At 45.6% G+C, this 18,766-nt stretch carries 16 protein-coding genes, 1 tRNA gene and 1 other RNA gene; 8 read left to right on the top strand and 10 right to left on the bottom strand.

Annotated elements, in window-relative coordinates; genetic code table 11:
- Nucleotide 1 precedes the first annotated feature (1 nt).
- The 3 genes from B9T16_RS07695 to B9T16_RS07705 form a co-directional block, all read right to left on the bottom strand.
- Nucleotides 2-970, bottom strand: coding sequence for a hypothetical protein (locus tag B9T16_RS07695; RefSeq protein WP_410244459.1), 969 nt, complete (start codon nt 968-970; stop codon nt 2-4).
- A gap of 136 nt (nt 971-1,106) precedes the next feature.
- Nucleotides 1,107-3,299: a transglycosylase SLT domain-containing protein gene (locus tag B9T16_RS07700; protein WP_410244460.1), complete on the bottom strand. Its 2,193-nt coding sequence runs from the start codon at nt 3,297-3,299 to the stop codon at nt 1,107-1,109.
- A 34-nt stretch (nt 3,300-3,333) separates the two neighbouring features.
- Entirely contained in the window at nt 3,334-4,404 is a 1,071-nt protein-coding gene (locus B9T16_RS07705) for a class I SAM-dependent methyltransferase (RefSeq protein ID WP_014276490.1), read from the bottom strand.
- A gap of 160 nt (nt 4,405-4,564) precedes the next feature.
- Between B9T16_RS07705 and B9T16_RS07710 the strand changes: the two genes are divergently transcribed.
- Nucleotides 4,565-5,215 (top strand): DUF1176 domain-containing protein, encoded by a 651-nt coding sequence (locus B9T16_RS07710; RefSeq protein WP_317268993.1) that lies wholly within the window; start codon nt 4,565-4,567, stop codon nt 5,213-5,215.
- A 75-nt stretch (nt 5,216-5,290) separates the two neighbouring features.
- On the opposite strand, the gene fba is transcribed toward B9T16_RS07710, so the two are convergent.
- From fba to B9T16_RS07730, 4 genes are all read right to left on the bottom strand, one after another.
- Nucleotides 5,291-6,370: a class II fructose-bisphosphate aldolase gene (gene fba, locus B9T16_RS07715; protein ID WP_006617661.1), complete on the bottom strand. Its 1,080-nt coding sequence runs from the start codon at nt 6,368-6,370 to the stop codon at nt 5,291-5,293.
- Between the two features lie 137 nt (nt 6,371-6,507).
- Nucleotides 6,508-6,579 (bottom strand) — tRNA-Lys (locus B9T16_RS07720).
- 71 nt (nt 6,580-6,650) lie between these two features.
- Nucleotides 6,651-7,541: an aldose epimerase gene (locus tag B9T16_RS07725; protein ID WP_410244461.1), complete on the bottom strand. Its 891-nt coding sequence runs from the start codon at nt 7,539-7,541 to the stop codon at nt 6,651-6,653.
- A 101-nt stretch (nt 7,542-7,642) separates the two neighbouring features.
- Nucleotides 7,643-9,652: a CapA family protein gene (locus B9T16_RS07730; protein WP_317268991.1), complete on the bottom strand. Its 2,010-nt coding sequence runs from the start codon at nt 9,650-9,652 to the stop codon at nt 7,643-7,645.
- A gap of 248 nt (nt 9,653-9,900) precedes the next feature.
- On the opposite strand from B9T16_RS07730, the gene B9T16_RS07735 reads away from it, so the two are divergent.
- The gene (locus B9T16_RS07735) at nt 9,901-10,212 is read left to right on the top strand and encodes a DUF6679 family protein (RefSeq protein WP_006617664.1); all 312 of its coding nucleotides are present in this window, start codon (nt 9,901-9,903) and stop codon (nt 10,210-10,212) included.
- Nucleotides 10,213-10,221: 9 nt separating this feature from the next.
- Here the strand turns inward: B9T16_RS07735 and B9T16_RS07740 are convergent, their stop codons facing one another.
- From B9T16_RS07740 to B9T16_RS07750, 3 genes are all read right to left on the bottom strand, one after another.
- The gene (locus B9T16_RS07740; RefSeq protein ID WP_006617665.1) at nt 10,222-11,832 is read right to left on the bottom strand and encodes an MBL fold metallo-hydrolase; all 1,611 of its coding nucleotides are present in this window, start codon (nt 11,830-11,832) and stop codon (nt 10,222-10,224) included.
- A 757-nt stretch (nt 11,833-12,589) separates the two neighbouring features.
- Entirely contained in the window at nt 12,590-13,429 is an 840-nt protein-coding gene (locus B9T16_RS07745) for a 2OG-Fe(II) oxygenase (protein WP_410244462.1), read from the bottom strand.
- Nucleotides 13,430-13,530: 101 nt separating this feature from the next.
- Nucleotides 13,531-14,349 carry a 2OG-Fe(II) oxygenase gene (locus B9T16_RS07750; protein ID WP_317268989.1) on the bottom strand — a complete coding sequence of 273 codons (819 nt, stop codon included), beginning with the start codon at nt 14,347-14,349 and terminating at the stop codon, nt 13,531-13,533.
- 141 nt (nt 14,350-14,490) lie between these two features.
- Here B9T16_RS07750 and B9T16_RS07755 point away from each other — a divergent pair, with 141 nt between their 5' ends.
- The 6 genes from B9T16_RS07755 to B9T16_RS07780 all read left to right on the top strand — a co-directional run bounded on the left by B9T16_RS07755 (nt 14,491) and on the right by B9T16_RS07780 (nt 18,648).
- The gene (locus B9T16_RS07755) at nt 14,491-15,822 is read left to right on the top strand and encodes a DUF3370 domain-containing protein (RefSeq protein WP_006616725.1); all 1,332 of its coding nucleotides are present in this window, start codon (nt 14,491-14,493) and stop codon (nt 15,820-15,822) included.
- 8 nt (nt 15,823-15,830) lie between these two features.
- A complete protein-coding gene (locus tag B9T16_RS07760) occupies nt 15,831-16,097 on the top strand; it encodes a YciI family protein (RefSeq protein ID WP_410244463.1) in 267 nt (88 codons plus the stop codon).
- Between the two features lie 25 nt (nt 16,098-16,122).
- An RNA gene (gene ffs / locus B9T16_RS07765) (signal recognition particle sRNA small type) lies at nt 16,123-16,219 on the top strand.
- A 46-nt stretch (nt 16,220-16,265) separates the two neighbouring features.
- Nucleotides 16,266-16,634 carry a phasin family protein gene (locus B9T16_RS07770; protein WP_410244464.1) on the top strand — a complete coding sequence of 123 codons (369 nt, stop codon included), beginning with the start codon at nt 16,266-16,268 and terminating at the stop codon, nt 16,632-16,634.
- Nucleotides 16,635-16,809: 175 nt separating this feature from the next.
- Nucleotides 16,810-17,232: a hypothetical protein gene (locus B9T16_RS07775; RefSeq protein ID WP_410244465.1), complete on the top strand. Its 423-nt coding sequence runs from the start codon at nt 16,810-16,812 to the stop codon at nt 17,230-17,232.
- Nucleotides 17,233-17,280: 48 nt separating this feature from the next.
- The gene (locus B9T16_RS07780) at nt 17,281-18,648 is read left to right on the top strand and encodes a DNA phosphorothioation system restriction enzyme (RefSeq protein WP_014276496.1); all 1,368 of its coding nucleotides are present in this window, start codon (nt 17,281-17,283) and stop codon (nt 18,646-18,648) included.
- The last annotated feature ends 118 nt before the right edge of the window (nt 18,649-18,766 follow it).

An 18,766-nucleotide genomic window follows, 5' to 3' on the forward strand; every position in this document is an offset into this window, starting at 1 on the left:
CCTAGAATATGCCCAGAATATTCCATATACTGCGGGTATACACATAACCCACCCCTAGCATCACCCCTACTTCCGTAGTCTCTCTGATGTAGCCTACATTAAAGCGACCCGTCAAGATGAAACTGTAGGAAATCGGTACGTCAACACCCGTCATAAACAGGGGACCAAAGCTAAAATCGCTATTGAATAGGTCCGCATAAATGATGCCAGCACCTATAAACGGAGAGGCAACTATACCCCCTGTATCTACCCGCATAGGGAAGCCATAGGTCAAAGCCGCGACACTTGCACCCTCACCAATAAGCACGCCACCAGTATGCAACGATAGATTCTCAGAATATCCCGTTTTACCTAAAGTGCCACCGCCTCCCTTTCCTAAACCAGAAGCATTCCCCGTAATACCAATATTACCCCCAAGCGCAAAATAGTTGAAGTGGTTACTCAAGCGGCGGTTATTCCGGTCCGCCGCGCGACGGGGATTATCCTGCCACGATTGAGCTATGATATCATCCCCCAAGATATCATCCCCCAAGGCTATCTCTTCAGCAATGCGCCATTGTGGTTGTATGGATACCACATTTAAATCAATTGCATCGGTAGAAGGGCTATTTTCGTTTATTTCTGATAGATACTGAGGAGTTTCTTGGCTATTAGTATTAACTACTTCCGCAATAGTTTCAACTTCTGGGTTAGTATTAACTACTTCCGCAATAGTTTCAACTTCTGGGTTAGTATTAACTACTTCCGCAATAGTTTCAACTTCTGGGTTAGTATTAACTACTTCCGCAATAGTTTCAGGAACTTCTAGTTGAGATTCCAAGTCTTGGGCTAAACTCAAGAAATTCTTGTGAAGCGGTGTTTCCTCCGATTCCTGAAAGTCTTTAAGAGTCCCCGCTGCCACAACTTGACTACCGCTAAAAGCTACGATCGCAAAACAAGCAAGAGCAACCGACTGTTTAAAAATGGTCATACTGGCTCCTCACAACATTCAGCTAGGAATAACGGAATCATACACCATATTGCCAGGAAGAGAGAACCAAAATATATTTTTCTTATTAATTCTGGACTCTCCCCTCTCGCCGATTAACAGTCAGCTAACCATAACTTTAGTCAAATCTGTCATTAAAGGTGCGGATATGTTCAGCCAACTTTTGAGAAATTTCTGGGTTATAAATCCTCAGATAATTCCAGTAATTTCCAAACACAGATTTCACATAACCATAGGTTTCAGGATAGGGGATTTTATCAATAAACTCATCAGGATCATTAAAACCAAACCGCCTTACCCAATTAGCTACAGCCCCCGGACCGGCATTATAACTCGCCACAGCTAACAGTGAATTATTGTTATATTCTCGGTGGGTAAAATCAAAGTAATAAGTCCCCAAATTAACATTATCTTCAACATCTTCTAAAGAATAGTTAGTCAGTTGAATTTTCTGAGCTACTTCCGCCCCAGTTTCCGGCATGACCTGCATTAATCCAGTCGCCCCTACCACTGACTTAATTGAAGGCATAAACCGCGACTCCTGGCGAATTAGGGCGGTAACCAAGACTGGATTTAGTTGGCGTTTATTTGACCAACTCACAATAGTTTCTAGGAAAGGAAAAGGATATAAAGACTCCCAATAACCAGGTTTTTGCTTTAAAGCCAGATATTCCTGATGTTCTTCGGGGTCATTCCGACGGCTAAGGCTGGAAATCATCCACAGTCCATCTAAGTTGTCACCTACGGCAATTCGCATTAAACCATCAGTATATTGTTGGGCGACAGAAGGCTGCTGACGATAATTACTAAATTCTACCTGCCACAAACTCCAGGCATCCTGACCGCGCCCTAAGCGATATAATTCTCTTACGGCCTCGGAACCGGCTAAGGGAATAGGTAACTGTTCCAAGTGTTCTACATGGGGAGACAGGGGGCGCACAGTGGTAAAATCTCCCACTGGCCAACCCAAAAACACGGCGGCGCGCCAAGCATAATAAGATTCGGGATATCTGGCTAACAGATATTCAAAGGCTTTGGTAGCATCTTGGGAATTCCCCTGCTGTCTCGCCCACCTTCCCAACATAAAGGTAGCTTGTGGCGCTAACTCACTATCGGGGTTTTTGTTAACTAACTGTCGCGCCCATTCTGAAGCAATATCAAGTCTTCCCGCCGTTGCACCCTGTTGGGCGAGAGTCCAACGCAATTGCGCGGCCGCTTCGGAATCACTATATTGACTGAGCAATAACTGACGACTCTGAGAGGCTGTTTCAGTAGACCCGAGTTTATCGAGGACATTGGCGCGGTCTAATACGGCTTCGGCGGCGTGATTAGGGAAATTCTCTACTACTTGATTAAGCAGGGGTAGGGCTTCTCTGGGCTCGACTAACCGCGCCAGTCTAATTCTTCCTAAGCCAGCGTCTTCGCCCCCAGGATCTGTTTGGGTGGGGAATGCGGCAATTAACTCTTGATAAGCCCGACGAGATTCGGGAATTTTGCCACCTAACCATAACCCCCTGGCGTGTCGATACATATTTCTGGGGGTTTTGGGGGCTTTGGAATAGGCGATCGCCCCTCGACCATAATCCATCTTCTCCCAATAGCCAAAGCCAATATTTTCCCAATCCTCTGGGGTAAGTTGTTGTTGATAATTCTGGGTTAACTTGGCTAAATAAGTGCCATATTCGGGTAAATGAATACCATGTTCGGCAATTAATAGCAATAATGGGAATTGATCGGGATTCTCTCTCAGTAGGGTTCTGGCAATTTCTACGGTCTGTGGGTGGGCGGGAAATTCGGCGATCGCCCTATCCCAATATTCCCGATTAGTTTCCCCTAAAGCATATAAACCCATTACCACTACCGGATCTTCTGGGTGGCCATCTACCAAAGCCTTCCATGATAGTGAGGCTTTAGCCGTATCTCCAAGCTGTTGATAAGCCAAAGCCCGCATTTTCAGGATATGACCCGCTAAGACACGATAACTCCTCTCTAATCTATCTAATTGTTCTAAGGCTTCTTCTGGCTGTCCGGCTTCTAATAAATCCGCCGCCAGTAAGAATCTAGCGCGATCGCGATTTTCTGAGGTAGTTCTACTGGTGGTAATTTCTGTTAATTCCAGGCGGCGCGACTCTGGAGACAACACCGCTAAACTCATCACAGTTTCTGAAGGCTGGGAAACTTCCGGCATTTCCCCTGTCCGAGAAGACCACATTCTTTGTAATTGCATCATCGGGAAAAATATTCCCACGAACAATGCTGCCACAGCAGCCACAACATACAGCGAAACTTGGGTAACTTTTCCCTTTAACATAATTCCTGAATCGGTAAGTTGTTTTACTTAAAACTTAATTCACCCGACAGAGTATCCATCGCAATGATATGGGAGGGTTATTTATCGGAAAGACATCTCTACCCTGACTCCAATTTTCAAACCAACCCGTTGGGGGCCAGGATTCGGAGGGGAGGTGCGATCGCTCATACTCATACACCGACTCATCGGATAATATCTCTAATGGTAAACCGGCCATGATCGAATTGAACTCCGATCGCGTGATTAAATAAGACCATTGCACCTGGGAAAGTTCCCGCGCCCGGTTATCAGGTTCATAACCTGGATCTGTTAAAAATGTATTAAACAACAACAGCCCCCCCGGTTTAATAGCATTACACATTCTCCCTAACAGGATTCGCACGTCCTGGTTATTCCGAAAATGGGAAATCACCTCCGACACCAACACCAATTGATAGCTTTTCTGCGGTAATTGTAGAGATGGATTCAAAATATTACTTTGGATAACCCGCACCCGCAATTGGTTTTCCTGGGCTTCCTTAGCGATAATTTGGGCAAATTCTGGAGTTAATTCTACCGCATCTACAGGATGTCCCCGCCTCGCTAAAGCTAAAGTATTGCGACCTACCCCAGCCCCTACGTCAAGAATGGGGGCGCTAGAGGGCGGGTTAAACTCTTTTACCACATCCATCAGTTTAGCGTCAGCATGAGAGCCAAATAACGGTCCCTGGCGACTGGTTAGCCACCGTTGATACTTCTGTTCCACTGATAGAATTTCTGTCAATACGCTTAATTTTAAGCCGCTGGTCAGCCCTTGGGTGGGGTCTGGCGGTTCGTATTTAAAAATTATCCGAGAATGGGGTGATTGATTGTAGCCTTCTGCTAGTTTCCGCGCTACCAATTCCCGCAGGGCTGTCATTTCTTCCTGGGTGAATTGCTGTCCTAGGGATTTTAAAATTCGATCAAACTGGTCCATGTATTCGTCTATCATGGACGGGATACAGGGTAAACTCATTTGACCGCTGGCCGCTGTGAGTCGCTTTACCTTTAATAAAATGGCGTTTGATAAAATGTCGTTGTCCATATTTTGGCGATCGCTGAAGGATATCGGCTTGTTTGCTACCACCAGTAAAGTATCCTCAATATACAGAGTAAGTGCATTTCTGCTAATTTAACAAAAATCTGCCCATAATTTGGCTAGTTCCGGCTATCACATTCAAAATTCTCTGGTTTGTGCCTCCTGTTGATGTATACCCAGAGTACCTACTCACCTCTATATCAAAAATATGCGAAAATTAGCCCTATCTCTGGCGATCGCCTGCTTATTCTTCCACTATGGCAGCATTCTCTCCGCCCGCGCCAGAACTGATCTATTATCTCAGACTCCCTCCCCTCAACCTGATCAAGTTACTCCCCAACCCAGTGACGAAGAACTTGATCAAGGTGATCCTTTTTTTAGGGTTCCTGAGCCCATCATGCAGTATTTTTACAGCAATTCTCAGCAATTAAATATTTGTCCCGGTGGTAATTCTTTCCCCTTTCAAGTCGGTTCCTTTGCTTATCCTTTGGGAACTCAGGGCTATTTGGTACAATTACTCTGCTTTCAGGCAGCTTATCAAAATAATTATAATTTCTTTGTTTATCGAGAAACTAATCAGGGCGTTAATGTTTGGCGCGTTAAATTACCTAAGTTTGAAATTAACTCTAGTGGTCAAAGGGTAGAAACTCAGATGGATGAGGTCGTCGGTTTAGTTGATTATGAGCCTGTTCAGGGTGTTTTAACTGTCTTTACCAAATATCGCGGTATAGGAGATTGTGGATCTTTTGCTAAATATCAATGGGATCAAGTCGATTTTAAGGCGATCGAATATCGAGAAAAGTCTGATTGTGATGGTAATTTTGTAGACCCAGAAAATTATCCACAAATTTACCCTTAAAAAATAAAACCCGGCGTAAAACCGGGTTCAATTAATTAGTTAAAAACCAACCTCTGAGTCAACAGAAACTTTTAACTACACAGCTACAGCTTTTTTAGAAGTTGCACTCAAAGCACCACTAGCATATTTAGCAGCGAACTCGTCGAGAGTTTGAACTTTAATCTTGTCAGCATTACCAGCAGTTCCGAACTGTTGATAGCGATCGGCACAAACCTTCTGCATATACTTGATAGAAGGCTTCATGAAGTGGCGGGGGTCAAAGTTAGAAGGATCTTTAGCCGCAGCTTCACGAATAGCAGCAGTAATCGCCAAACGGTTGTCAGTATCAATGTTCACTTTCCGAACACCACTCTTGATACCTTTCTGGATTTCTTCAACCGGAACACCGTAAGTTTCAGGAATTTGACCACCATACTGGTTGATCAAAGCAATCAGATCTTCGGGAACAGAAGAAGAACCGTGCATCACCAAGTGGGTATTTGGTAAACGGCTGTGGATTTCTTCAATGCGGCTGATCGCCAAAATTTCCCCAGTCGGTTTACGGGAGAACTTATAAGCACCGTGGCTAGTTCCAATGGCCACAGCCAAAGCATCAACCTGAGTACGTTCTACAAATTCAACCGCTTGATCTGGGTCGGTCAGCAACTGGTCGCGAGTCAGGACACCTTCCGCGCCGTGACCATCTTCCTTATCACCCATACCAGTTTCCAGAGAACCCAAGCAACCCAGTTCCCCTTCTACACTCACACCAATCGAGTGAGCTACATTAACCACCTCAGCAGTTACCCGCACATTGTACTCGAAATCAGAGGGGGTCTTGGCATCGGCTTCCAGAGACCCATCCATCATTACACTGGTAAAGCCATGACGCATTGCAGAGTAGCAAGTGGCGGGGGAATTTCCATGATCCTGGTGCATAGCCACAGGGATATGAGGATAGGTTTCCACCGCCGCCAGGATCAGGTGGCGCAGGAAGTTTTCACCAGCATAAGAGCGAGCACCACGAGATGCTTGCAGGATCACAGGGCTGTTGGTTTCATGGGCAGCTTGCATGATCGATTGGATCTGCTCCATGTTGTTAACGTTGTAGGCTGGGATGCCATAATCATTCTCAGCAGCATGATCCAGCAGCAACCGCATCGGTACTATCGCCATAAAGTCTCCTCCTAAGTCTTCTTAATCTCTAAGATGGTTTTGATTAAAACAATCTTAAAACAATTTTACGATTTATGGCTAATTGTATCAAGTTATGTTCACTAATTGCACATTTATCACTAAAAACAAAGTGAAAATGGGTCGCCCGGGACTCGAACCCGGAACTAATCGGTTAAAAGCCGAGTACTCTACCATTGAGTTAGCGACCCTAGTGAGTTATTTCTCTAATCTCACACAGTTTTCTATAGTAGCATAGCTAATTTTGGTTGTCAAACATTTTTTATAAAAAAGTTGCCATAAGGTAAACTACCATCTCACAACTGGTTCCAGGCTTTAGGTGAGTTAGCAGTTGTCCGGTATTCATAGCGTTTCTGGGCGCACTCCAAGGTTCCAGACAAACATAATCCTTGCCCCTCACTGTCCAAAAGACTACACGGGAATAAGCTGCACTGTAGTTCAGACATAATCTTAAATTGCGACTTAAATCAGTCATGGTCGCTCCTAACCCGGTCAAAGGCCCAAAAATGCCATCGATTTCCTCGACATTAGGATCAAAGTAACCTCGAAAATCCTGGAGACTCTCAGTCCGTTGGTCCCAATACTGCATGGCTGGAATGTGAAAACGCAGTTGACTTTTATCTGGGACCCAGAAATAAGGATGTAAACCGGTKGAAAAAGGCATGGACTCAGGGGGCATACTGTTCACTAACCCGGATAGATTAGTGTAACGCTGAAAAATCTCTAGCCCGTTTCCCTTGAGGGTATAGGTAAACTCTAATTCAAAGTCAAAGGGATATAGCGATCGCGTTTCATCATTGCTAGTCAACCCTACCGTAATTGAGGCGGCGTTAGTTTGGTCCTGTTTTCGCACCGTCCAGGGTAAATCACGAGCAAAGCCATGTTGTTTGAGCCCATATTCCCGGTTTTGGTAGGTATAACTATTATCGGGTAAATTCCCACAGATGGGGAACAGAATCGGAATACCACCCCGGACTGTCAAACTGGGGTCAGCAAACCTTTCCTCATCCATATATAGCAGTTCTTCACCTTGAACTGACCAGCGAGTAATTAACCCACCCCTTTCCGGTACTACCTCCACAATAGACTCAGCCTTGTGGTCACATAGGGTATAGGTCTTATATTGTTTTTGGTTAAGTGCGATCGCAAACACAGTAATTTATTCTTCCTTAGGAATTTAGTGGAGTTTGTAGGGTGCCGTCACGCGGTGATAATTTGCATGAAACAGAACCAATGATAATTGGTGACGCACGCTTACATTGTTGAAAGTTTGACATCCTGACCAATACACCTCTGACACCCTATTTCAGGAAGACGAATAGCCTCACCACCATGAGCGTTCACAGAACCTTCAGCAGAAACCCTATTGTTGTTAGTCATAGACTGATCATCTTTAGGTTTGTGGTGAGACCCTGTTGATACATCAAAGGAAATTTCCGACTTAGAATTATTGTAACTGCCTTCTGAAGTTCTAGCTTCAGGTTGAGGGGGAGAAATAAAAGGTTCCGTAATAAAAGGAGTTTTGATAAAAGGCCGCAACTGCTCAGACGGACCAGAAGTTTCCTCCCATGTAGTTGTCGGCTCATCAGCAGTAACTGAGGATTCACTAGGAGCATCATCTAACATAGTAGTTGACCCTTCATTCTCCGACAACCCAGGCGACAAACTTTCCTGATGTACTTCAGGAGTAGTTATAGCATCACTCAAGGCTGGCTCAGTAGAACGAGCCTTCAGGATCACCTGGTAGGGCATCGGCTGCTCAAAAATCCGGGAAATCCGCTCAATATGGCGCAAAGTCGCCTTAGCGCTTTCCCCTTCCATCACACGAGCCTGATATCCTCGCACCTCAACCGGCAAAAACTCCACTTTCATTTTCCGATTTTGCTTTAGTGAAACCCTTAAAATAGCTGTATCGTAATCACTGCGACTGTTACCACCAAAAATGAAATTTCCCAGGGAATAAACAATTGGTCTACCCTTATATATCTCTGCACCCTGAAGAACCTGGGGATGATGTCCAATCACCACATCTGCTCCCTGGTCAATGGTATAGCGACCCAAATCAATTTGCCAATCTCCCGGATAATCAGAAAGTTCAACTCCCCAGTGATAATTAACAATCACCCAGTCTACCTGATCACGCACAGCCTGAATATCTGCCGCGATCCGTTCATGATCACGAGAGTTAGTTCCCGCCCGATTTTCCCCGGCTGCATTAAAATCAGCATCATAATAGCCGAAATAAGCGATACGCTGTCCTCTTACCTCGATAATTTTCGGTCGTCGCGCTTCCATGATATCTCGTCCCGCTCCGATCGCATGAATACCGGCTTGCTGCAAGGTTTCCAGAGTTTCCACCAGTCCCGCTTCTTCGTAATCCATGATATGGTTATTGGCTAAATTGACCAGATCGATGCCACCTTCTGTTAATACCTTAACCGCTTCTGGATCAGCTTTAAAATTAAATTGTCGATTAGGTCGAGCCAGGGTCGCTCTAGTCAAAGGATTTTCTAAATTCACCATCGCTAGATCCGCATCCCGATATTCCTGTAGTTCTGAAAAAGCCCAGCTATAATTGTCACCAACTTTCTGAGCAAAGGAACCTGCCAGGTTAACATCTCCCCCAAACATTAATGTTACGGTTGGGTCCTCTGGATTTAACACAGCCTCATGTTGAATCACCGGGACAGTTTCCAAAGCCGCCCGCACCTGATTAGGTCTAGTCACCGGGGGAGATGTCATAACCACCTGATTCGACTGTCGCCACCCGCCTCCACGGGAAGAAGTCATGGCTCGAGCATCCCGACCAATTACCTCATAGTAACTAACCCAACATCCCAGAACTAAAGTAGCCGTTACTGAGGTCATTAGCAGCAAAGTCCGCAGGGTTTTAAAGTCCAGGCTGCTCCTGCTCCCCTTTCGTCTCTGGGAACGTTGACGGGCGGCGGGTGTGACAATGCGAACCGACTGGTTCCACAGGATATCTGGTTGACCCATGAAGCGACCGGCAATTCTCACCCCCAGCACCTGGGGAGAGTTCAGCTTCCAAAGGACATGACAAATATATTTAACAATTCTCTCGGCGATCGGTTCTTGTTGAAACTCTACCAGCACCTGTAAACACCCTTTGCGATCGGGGATAACTCGCGCCTGTATCCCCTGGGGTGCTAGGTAGCTATTAATCAGATAGCCGATCGCCCTGAAATCACCCGATCGCGCGAGGTCAAATACTGTGGGTTGGGATAGACTTTGTGCGTAAACCATAGTTGAGATATCTTTCCGGCTATATTAATAACTTCCTGCCTCCGCCTGGATCGGAGTGATACCGAAATTTGTGATCACACTGTATAATAATAAGCAATGACGCGCTATTAATAAAATTAACAGATGCGATTCAGTCAGATATCAGCTACAATAAGCCCCCATGGGTGACTTACAATCATCCAAATCAGACCAACGCCTTCATAGGGCGACTTGACCTAGCCAGCGAACTTCTCAGGATTAAGTTAAAAATGCTACATCGCAAGATCTATCAACTTTGTTGTGATGGCCGCGAAGTCTGCATCTTTTTGCGGGACCAACAAAGGTGGATCGAAAGAGCCCATATTCTTGATATCGAGGGAGATTTGGTCACGCTGCGCTACGAAACAGAAGAAGATGACGAAGTGTCTTCTTGGGAAGAAATCGTGCGCCTCGAGAGTATCGGATCTATTAGTCAAAAGTTGGCATCAGTTCCCCGTGGCTATTTCGAGCTACAGGTATCTGATGAATGTCCAGAAGCCGAGCAACTGCGTAACCCTTCCACCGACTCCGATCGCGAATAATCCCTGATGTTACTCGTCTCGGTGAGCTAAAGGCTCAAACACGGGACAGTAACCCTCTGGGGTGACTTTAAAGCCATATAAAGCCGAAACTGGGTTCCAACAACGCCCGCTTCGGTAATATTGGCAATTCCCACAACAGTCTAAGTCTGATGGCATAGTGCGATCGCTCTGACTGCTGAGAAATTCTCGCTGGGAAATTCCCCGCAAAACTAACTCTTCCCCCTGCCATCTAGCCTCCACAATTCCCGTATCTGCAAAGGTAGACCACCGTGGATCAACAGACAAAGTATTGGGTAAGGTAATATTTAACTCCGTAGCCGACTCCGTTAACTCCCCCTGATAATGGGTTTCTGGGAGGGTCGGTTGTATAAAAGTCTCCCCAATCGGTAATTGAACCTGTGCGCCTGCTGCTGGGTAATGCAATTGGTAGCGGTTCCGCAGTTCGTCTAAATTGGTTAAATCCGCTAGATAAATGGGGGAACCATGCACAAAAATCACGTGCTGGGGTCGCAGGTTATGAATCAGTTGGGTAGTTCCTGGGCCGTCGCAATGTTCCGCCAGAAAATAGCTTTCTAACAAAATTTCCCCAGAATTTACCAAGGCCGATATTTCTCTGGTGTGTCCGGGAGTTTCTGATAAAAATAACGTCCACAACCGAGGACGATAGCGCAAATACTGTTCAATATCCGTCCCGTCATCTACAATCACAATAGAGGGGCATTGCTCCAGTTCTGGCAACAATTCTGGGGAGAGGCGACGCACACGAGGCTTAATTCGCTCATCCCAAAATAGTGGCTGATGCTGGGCAAAGTTCTGTATATTAGCTGGGAAGTGCGGTAGCAGCTCTAAATATATATCGCACCCAGTTTGTACTTGACCATCAACCCAAATGTCAATATCCCTACCTGTGAAGTAGTGGTGGGAACGCAGTAGCATTAATAATTCCTGGCCTAACCCTAATGCTGGGGTGGGAATTATTACAGAATAACCAGAGGCGATCGCTCGATAAATCCTTTCCGCTAGTTGGTTTTCTAGTTGACGGCGGTGGGGATAGCGTGCAGTTCCATAGCTCCCTTCTAAAATTAGCACATCCGGCCTGAGTCCCCGCAGTTCCCCTAGGGGTAGACCCTCCACTAATCGAGAATTTGATAGGAAAAAATCCCCCGTATAAAATAGCTTATAGGTGCGATGGGGTGCATTATATTTCAGCAGCATACAAGTCGCACCCGGCAGGTGGCCGGCCGGAAATAGGGTGATGCTTAGTCCTTCCTTCAGTCGGACTTCTGTTCGCAGCGGTAGGGGTTGGCAAAATTGCGGAATTTGCCCTGATGACAATTGCTCTGGCCAGTTGAGGGGTAACAATTGGCTAGTAACATCACTGGCATAAATTGGTAAGTCTGGACAGCTTTCATGTAGTGCCAACAAACCCCTAACATGATCGGCATGAGCATGGGAGCAAATCACCAAGTCAGCTACACATCCTTCGGAAGATTTTAGCAGCGGCGAAATATCGCGCAAACCACAATCAAGCAAAACGTGATGGGGTCCCATGCGTAACAACAAACACACCCCATCATCTTCGTGTCCAACACTATAGGGAAAACACTCGAGATCAATCACGGTGATTTGAGATAATTGTCGGATGGGCGCTAAGACAATGTTAAGAAGTATCTCACATTTTAATCTTAAATTGTGACAACCTGCTATGTCGATTTTTGATTGTGGCCTGGGAAGGCGATCGCATTATCGGGCGCATTATCGGGCGGGTTGTCGGGTGGGTTGTCGGGTGGGTTCTGGGGCGGGTTTACTAAGCTAACCTCTGTGAACCGAACAGGCTACGGCGGAACCCGCCCCTACCATGGCGTGGTGCTGGTTGTCGGGTGGGTTCTGGGGCGGGTTTACTAAGCTAACCTCTGTGAACCGAACAGGCTACGGCGGAACCCGCCCCTACCATGGCGTGGTGCTGGTTATCGGGTGGGTTCTGGGGCGGGTTTACTAGGCTAACCCCTGTGAACCGAACAGGCTACGGCGGAACCCGCCCCTACCATGRCGTGGTGCTGGTTATCGGGTGGGTTCTGGGGCGGGTTTACTAMGCTAACCTCTGTGAACCGAACAGGCTACGGCGGAACCCGCCCCTACCATAACTTTCTCTCAGGCGATCGCATCGTGAATTTTACTTTTGTAACGAAATGTTAAGAAATGTTGCAAAAAATTTTTTTTGGGGTGGGTGGGTTGCTTTTGGCTTTGACTTCTGGTATTATTTTAGATAATGGGAATCTTGACAATTTTATTTTTTTAACAAATTTCTTATTATGAAAAAGTATGTCAATATTTTACATTAGTTTCCGTGGCTTGTCAACCCCCCTATAGGGTTATTTTAACGGTGAATCCAGCCATTAATAGTAAATCGGCTATCCTCGAACCTCCCAGAAGGACAGAAAACCGGGAGAACTTCGTGTTTCATGCGACTATCAAAAAAGATGATGCTGTTATGGCGAGGTTCCACCGTAACAAACTGTTCACCAATGGTATAACTATCACCGTTGATGTAGGTAGGATAAATCCTTAAATCCCCCCCATAGAAGGGTTTTGGCTGTTCATAGAAATAGTAGACGTATGTTAAAACTCGATTGGCAATTTTTTCGCCATCCATGTCTTGATGGATATAATAATAATCTCCATGGTTATGGGCTGTCATTTGCATTTCCACCCAGGAAACCAAAAAAGTCGGTAAGTTGAGTTGAGCTAAGATTTTGGGTCTAATTTGCAGAATTTTATGTCTGATTTGGTTGTAGTATTCATCAAAGTTTTGCACCAGTAAAACTGAAGATTTGCGGGTGTTTTCTTCCTTGTTGGCGACTCCAGACGGGAAAAACTTATCATGATTTTGGAAGGCTATCTTAAAGGTTTCTGCTTGTTCTTCGGGTGATAAAAAGTTGTCAATCTGGATAAAGTTAGCTTCTAATAGCTTGGGGGTGTCTGTGGCGGGACTCTCAGCAACTGCGGGATAATCATTAGGATTTGCGGGGCGGTTTAATTGATGATAGACACCGGAGAGATCCAAAACTTTTAAAGCTATTTCGACTCTTGCGGATAGAGATAGTTCGGAATTATTTAGGGCATTTTGGACTAAATCCAGGGAATCAGACAATAAATTTTCTAGGGCTGTTTCCGAGGCGATCGCCTTATTTTTGATAGGGACAATATCGTGATTCACAACTTATTTAATCCTCCGACTTACTGGGAATTAATGAACTGCTAATTAATCTGGAATTACTCAACTATTTTATACACAAACTTAACCAGGTTTTTGATGTGTTAGTCTTCCGCCCGTCGCAGCCAGCCATTTAGGGTAAAACGACCATCTTTAAAGTTAGGGGAATCGCAACTAACTGGCATTACCTCGTGTTTGCAACGGCTATCAAAAAACACGATACTATTATTAATGGGTTCAATAGTCTTAAAGGTCTCTTTGTTGTAGGCGACACCATTGCGTAACTCGGTTTCATAAAGTCGCAGTTGTCCGCCGGTAAAGGCTTTGGGTTGGTCATAAAAATAATAGACATAAGTGATGGTGCGAGTTTTGGTTTTGGCACTACTAGAGTCATTATGAATCTTATAATATCCACCATTATGGTGGGCGGTTAGCTGCATTTCCACTTCTGTGACGGTAAAAGGGGGATGTTTCAACTGAGATAATACCTGCGGTAAAGTGTCTAAAATGCGATGTTTCATAAATTGATAGTATTCGGGGAACTTGGTAGCATATAAAATCGATGATTCTCGATAGTTAACCGCCCCGGTTGTAGTTGTGGATGCCACAAATTGGTCAGCGGAAGCGATCGCTATTTCTAAAGCCTGTTTATTTTCCGAGGGAGACAAGAAATTTTCCATCTGAACATAACCACCCAAAACTAGGGGAGAGTCGGGGAGATTCACATTAACAGATGGTAAAGTTTGACGGACATTAACCCCCGTCGCTTCCAGAATTTTTAAAGCGATCGCCGCCCGGTCTAAAGGGGAAACTTCCCGGTCTTGTAACAGAGACTCTAACACATCAATAGACCGATCCACTAATCCTTGTAGTCGTAAAGGTGTAACATTTAAAGATTTCCGATTTAAGCGATCGCCATTCATAATCCTACCATAGTCCTACCATAGCGCGAATATTAGCAGCCCTAGACTTACCGAAAAAAGTATCCTACCATGCACAAAACATTTTACAATCAGTATAATCCATAAGTTAACAGTCCCAATTATCCAGATTATCACCACTCTATGCTACCACTAGCGATCGCCCCCCTAATCCTCTCAGTCACCCCCCCGCCGCCAGTAGTCATCACCCGACCCCAAGAAGTGCGTCCCCTTCCCGGTCAACTAGATAATATTCCAGTTTTCAATAGCAATAGCCCGGAAGTTGTACCAGTCGAAGGTATCTTACTATCAACCTTTCCCCCCCAAGGTAAAACCCAAACCAATGCCCATCTTAACTTTCCCTTTGACGGTAGGTTCGACATTTTTGCCCATCATATCGCCAGACCCACCAACCCCGAAGACTTACGCACCCTATATCTAGGCTTATTAGCTTACAACCCCACCAGCGAACCCGTCACCCTAGAGATATTACAAGCCGCCAGCTATCTCAGCCAACCAGACGCACCCTTTATCCCCTTACCTCCCGTATTAGACAACAATGATGGGACAGTATTTGCAGGTCCAGGAAGTCGAGTTATGGGAGAGATTTTGCGAGGAAGGCAACAGTCATCACCACCCGACCAAGTAATCATTCCACCACAGCAGTTTCAGATGGTCTTTAAAGCCCCTATTCCGGTAAAAACATTAGAACCGCCTCTCAATGGGCGATCGCTTCTTATGCGCCTCCAGAGTAGCGGTACAGTGCATATAGCTAGTCTAGCTCAATTTGCCATTCAAAACCCCGACGGTAGCGAATCTAGCCCCGCCCTAGAATCATGGGTAGAATTATTACACAATGGTTCTCTAGTCACCCCCCGCGACCTAGCGCCCACACCCCCGAATAGTCCAGAGAGAATCATTTATGGTCGAGTTGCTGGAGTCGCCCTAGGTTCAGTCTGGAAAGCCGAGATAACCAACCTGACCATTCCCGAACCCGGTCAAGCCATTTCCTATATTTTCAGTTCCCTACCTGGGGGTAAATTAGGAACCAACCAAAACCAAAGCGCCCCCATGGTAGTTCGTTATGAGGATACCGCCTATCAAGCCCATGGCAACTATGGCATTCAATATAGCCTAACCCTAGACTTATCTAATCCCACCAATACCCCTAAAACTGTAGTCCTCACCATGGAAACCCCCCTAAAAAGTAATGAACTAACAGACGGGGGAGTGCAATTTTTCGAGGAACCTCCCAGCCGGGTATTTTTCCGAGGAACGGTGCGTTTCCGCTATACTGATGATTCGGGAACTACAGTTAGCCGATACTTTCACCTAGTCCAAAACCGAGGACAACAGGGGGAACCTTTGATTGAATTAGACATTCAACCCCGAACACGGCGACAGGTGGAATTTGACTTTCTGTATCCCCCAGACGCGAGTCCGCCCCAAGTGTTAACTATTAAGACATTAGATTAATCACGATTATGCCTTGGTTTGCCAAAATTGAAACCGGAATTGTCGAAAAGGCGGTTTTTGATCAATATGTCCCCGCCCATATCGAGTATGTCAAGCAGTTGGCTGCTAAAGGACATCAAGCGCGCAGTGGCTATTGGGGAAGGAAAGGCGGCGGAATGTTGCTTTTTGAGGCTGAGTCTATGGCCGCCGCTCAAGCTATTGTCGCTGATGACCCTCTGGTGGTTAATAATTGCGTGACCTACGAAATTTTTGAGTGGTGTGTGGTTGCACCGTGAATTTCTGTGTTATAATGATTTTTGTGGCCTGGACCTATGCGGTCAGAACGCCTAAATCTTGTCAGGACCGGAAGGTAGCAGCAACACGGGATGCTTCTGATAGGCGTGGAATCCGGGTCACTCCCATTTTTAACTTCCCCTAAATTATTGCCTGGAGAGTTTTTCCCTATGCCCGGTTTTGGAGATTTAGTCCAAAAAGCAGTTTACCTTGGGGTTGGTTTGGCTTCCTACGCCGGGGAAAAGGCGGGGAATAAACTGGCTGAGTTACAGGTAGAAGCCCAAAAATTAGCAGATGAACTGGTGAAACGTGGCGAAATGACGACGGAAGAAGCCCGCCGTTTTGTTGACGATGCTATCCGACAAGCACAAGAACCAGGCGCTGATTATAATCCTACACCACCTCAGTCGGCGCAACCTCGCCGCATCGAAATTATTGATGATGAGGAAGAAGCCCCAGCGGGTGATGATGCAATTGAAGACTTGCGCGATCAGGTTGATAAACTCAAGGATGAGTTGCGTAATTTGGAAAATGATTGATTTAATTGATCGAGGAGTGCGATCGCTCTGCGTAAGATAAGATTGGTTTATCCTTTGCACATAATCCTGTAAGACCTGAGTATGGGAAACCAAAAAGGGCTATAATTACCTCAAGAGTCCCTCGCTTTCAGCAAAGGGAGTGTCAAATATTGAAGCAGTTAGCCCCTAAAGCCTAATGGAAGATTGGTCTAATGAGTTGGTTAAGAGTATAGAAGCCGCAGTTATTGAGGTGGAAAAGTTTTTTATAGATGCGACGGAAGAGTTTAATCATATCATGGATGACCTGACTCAATTTTCCGAAGAAATTGCTGAGGAAGTCCAAAATAAGTTGGTTCCCGACTTAGACCAGTTTTTAAATGATATCTTTGAGCCGATTCTGGATATATACTTAGATTTGGAACTAGATGGTATTGAGGAAGAGGAAACTTTTGATCCCTTTGTCACCTATGTTCACCCCAGCGCCACCCAAAACCCAGCCTGTCGTGGATGTAATCACTATCATGGTAAAATCTACGGCGGGAATTTGTTAGTTTGTGGAATGCACCCATTAGGTGTGGAGGGTGACTCCTGTCCGGACTGGGAATCAGATCATGATTGATTTTTGATGGGTGATTTTTGATTTTTATATAGGGCTTGTGTTTCAGCGGTGAGTCTACCTGGTATCCCTGTCATTCCCCCACAAATACACCTGAGACACTACCAACGTCAGGCGGTATCCCAATGGTTTGGGAACCGGGGACGGGGAACGCTGAAAATGGCAACGGGTACGGGTAAGACTATCACAGCCTTAGCGATCGCCTCTGAATTATATCATAAAATTGGCTTACAAGTTGTTTTAGTTATCTGTCCCTATCGCCACCTAGTTACTCAGTGGGGACGGGAAGCTCAGAAATTTGGGATGACTCCGCTACTGGCTTTTGAAAGCGTCCACAATTGGCAAAAACACCTATCTACGTCCCTTTATAACATAGGTTCGGGTCATCTCCCGTTTCTCGCAGTCATCACGACTAACGCCACGCTAATTTCCGATAGCTTTCAGTCTCAACTGCGGTATTTCCCCGCCAAAACTTTGATTATCGGCGACGAAGCCCACAACTTAGGAGCGCCTCGCCTAGAAGCTAGTTTACCACGACATATAGGTTTACGTCTAGCACTTTCTGCTACCCCAGAACGTCATTTTGATGACCAGGGGACAAATGCTTTAATGGAGTATTTTGGTCCGGTTTTACAACCGGAACTTACGCTGGCTGAAGCTATCCGCCAAGGGGCGTTAGTTCATTATTTATACTATCCGATTTTGGTAGAATTAACGCCGGCTGAAACTCTGATTTATTCCCGCCTAACTACTCGCATTGGTTGGGCTTTAATGGACAATGAGAAGGAGTGGGAAACTAACGAAAATATCACGGCGCTATTGATGCAAAGGGCAAGAATAATTGGGGCTGCTAATAATAAGGTTAACGCCCTCAGACAGTTAATGAGTAATCGTTTACAGACCAGCCACACGCTATTTTATTGTGGGGATGGTATCACGGAAAAAGGCACTCGCTTTGACCGACAACTAGAAGCGATCGTCTTTTTATTGGGGTCAGAATTGGGCTATCGTGTTAATACCTATACCGCCGCTACTCCTATGGCAAAAAGGGAAGAATTGCGGCAACAATTTGAAGCGGGACAACTACAGGGTTTGGTAGCTATTCGCTGTCTTGATGAAGGGGTAGATATTCCAGCTATTCGTCATGCGGTAATTCTGGCAAGTAGCAGCAACCCCCGCCAATTTATTCAACGTCGAGGACGGGTTCTTAGACCTCATCCCGGAAAGGAAAGGGCGACGGTTTTTGATATGATTGTTTTACCGCCAGACTTGGGCAGAAATACGTTAGATGTTGAACGCAATTTGTTAAAAAAAGAGTTGATACGGTTTATGGAGTTTGCTGATATTGCAGACAATGCAGGAGAGGCTAGGGTGAAGTTATTACAACTACAAAAACGCTATGGTTTATTGGATTTATAAATCATCCATCATTATCTCTCCCTCACCCAAGGCGGTTTTCGGGGCTGGTTTCGGGGGCGGGTCTAACGGGGTGGGTTTCGGGGGGGTTTTCCGGGCGGTTTCGGGGCGGTTTTCCGGG

It is taken from the genome of Arthrospira sp. PCC 8006, from assembly GCF_046480465.1.
Taxonomy (GTDB): Bacteria; Cyanobacteriota; Cyanobacteriia; order Cyanobacteriales; family Microcoleaceae; genus Limnospira; species Limnospira platensis.

What these genes read in the sequence shown, in the direction of transcription:
- B9T16_RS07755 (WP_006616725.1), top strand. Translation starts at nt 14,491, where the DNA reads ATGCTACCACTAGCGATCGCCCCCCTAATCCTCTCAGTCACCCCCCCG.
- B9T16_RS07750 (WP_317268989.1), bottom strand. Translation starts at nt 14,349, where the DNA reads ATGAATGGCGATCGCTTAAATCGGAAATCTTTAAATGTTACACCTTTA.
- B9T16_RS07770 (WP_410244464.1), top strand. Translation starts at nt 16,266, where the DNA reads ATGCCCGGTTTTGGAGATTTAGTCCAAAAAGCAGTTTACCTTGGGGTT.
- B9T16_RS07695 (WP_410244459.1), bottom strand. Translation starts at nt 970, where the DNA reads ATGACCATTTTTAAACAGTCGGTTGCTCTTGCTTGTTTTGCGATCGTA.
- B9T16_RS07700 (WP_410244460.1), bottom strand. Translation starts at nt 3,299, where the DNA reads ATGTTAAAGGGAAAAGTTACCCAAGTTTCGCTGTATGTTGTGGCTGCT.
- B9T16_RS07775 (WP_410244465.1), top strand. Translation starts at nt 16,810, where the DNA reads ATGGAAGATTGGTCTAATGAGTTGGTTAAGAGTATAGAAGCCGCAGTT.
- B9T16_RS07735 (WP_006617664.1), top strand. Translation starts at nt 9,901, where the DNA reads ATGCTACATCGCAAGATCTATCAACTTTGTTGTGATGGCCGCGAAGTC.
- B9T16_RS07760 (WP_410244463.1), top strand. Translation starts at nt 15,831, where the DNA reads ATGCCTTGGTTTGCCAAAATTGAAACCGGAATTGTCGAAAAGGCGGTT.
- B9T16_RS07730 (WP_317268991.1), bottom strand. Translation starts at nt 9,652, where the DNA reads ATGGTTTACGCACAAAGTCTATCCCAACCCACAGTATTTGACCTCGCG.
- B9T16_RS07710 (WP_317268993.1), top strand. Translation starts at nt 4,565, where the DNA reads ATGCGAAAATTAGCCCTATCTCTGGCGATCGCCTGCTTATTCTTCCAC.
- fba (WP_006617661.1), bottom strand. Translation starts at nt 6,370, where the DNA reads ATGGCGATAGTACCGATGCGGTTGCTGCTGGATCATGCTGCTGAGAAT.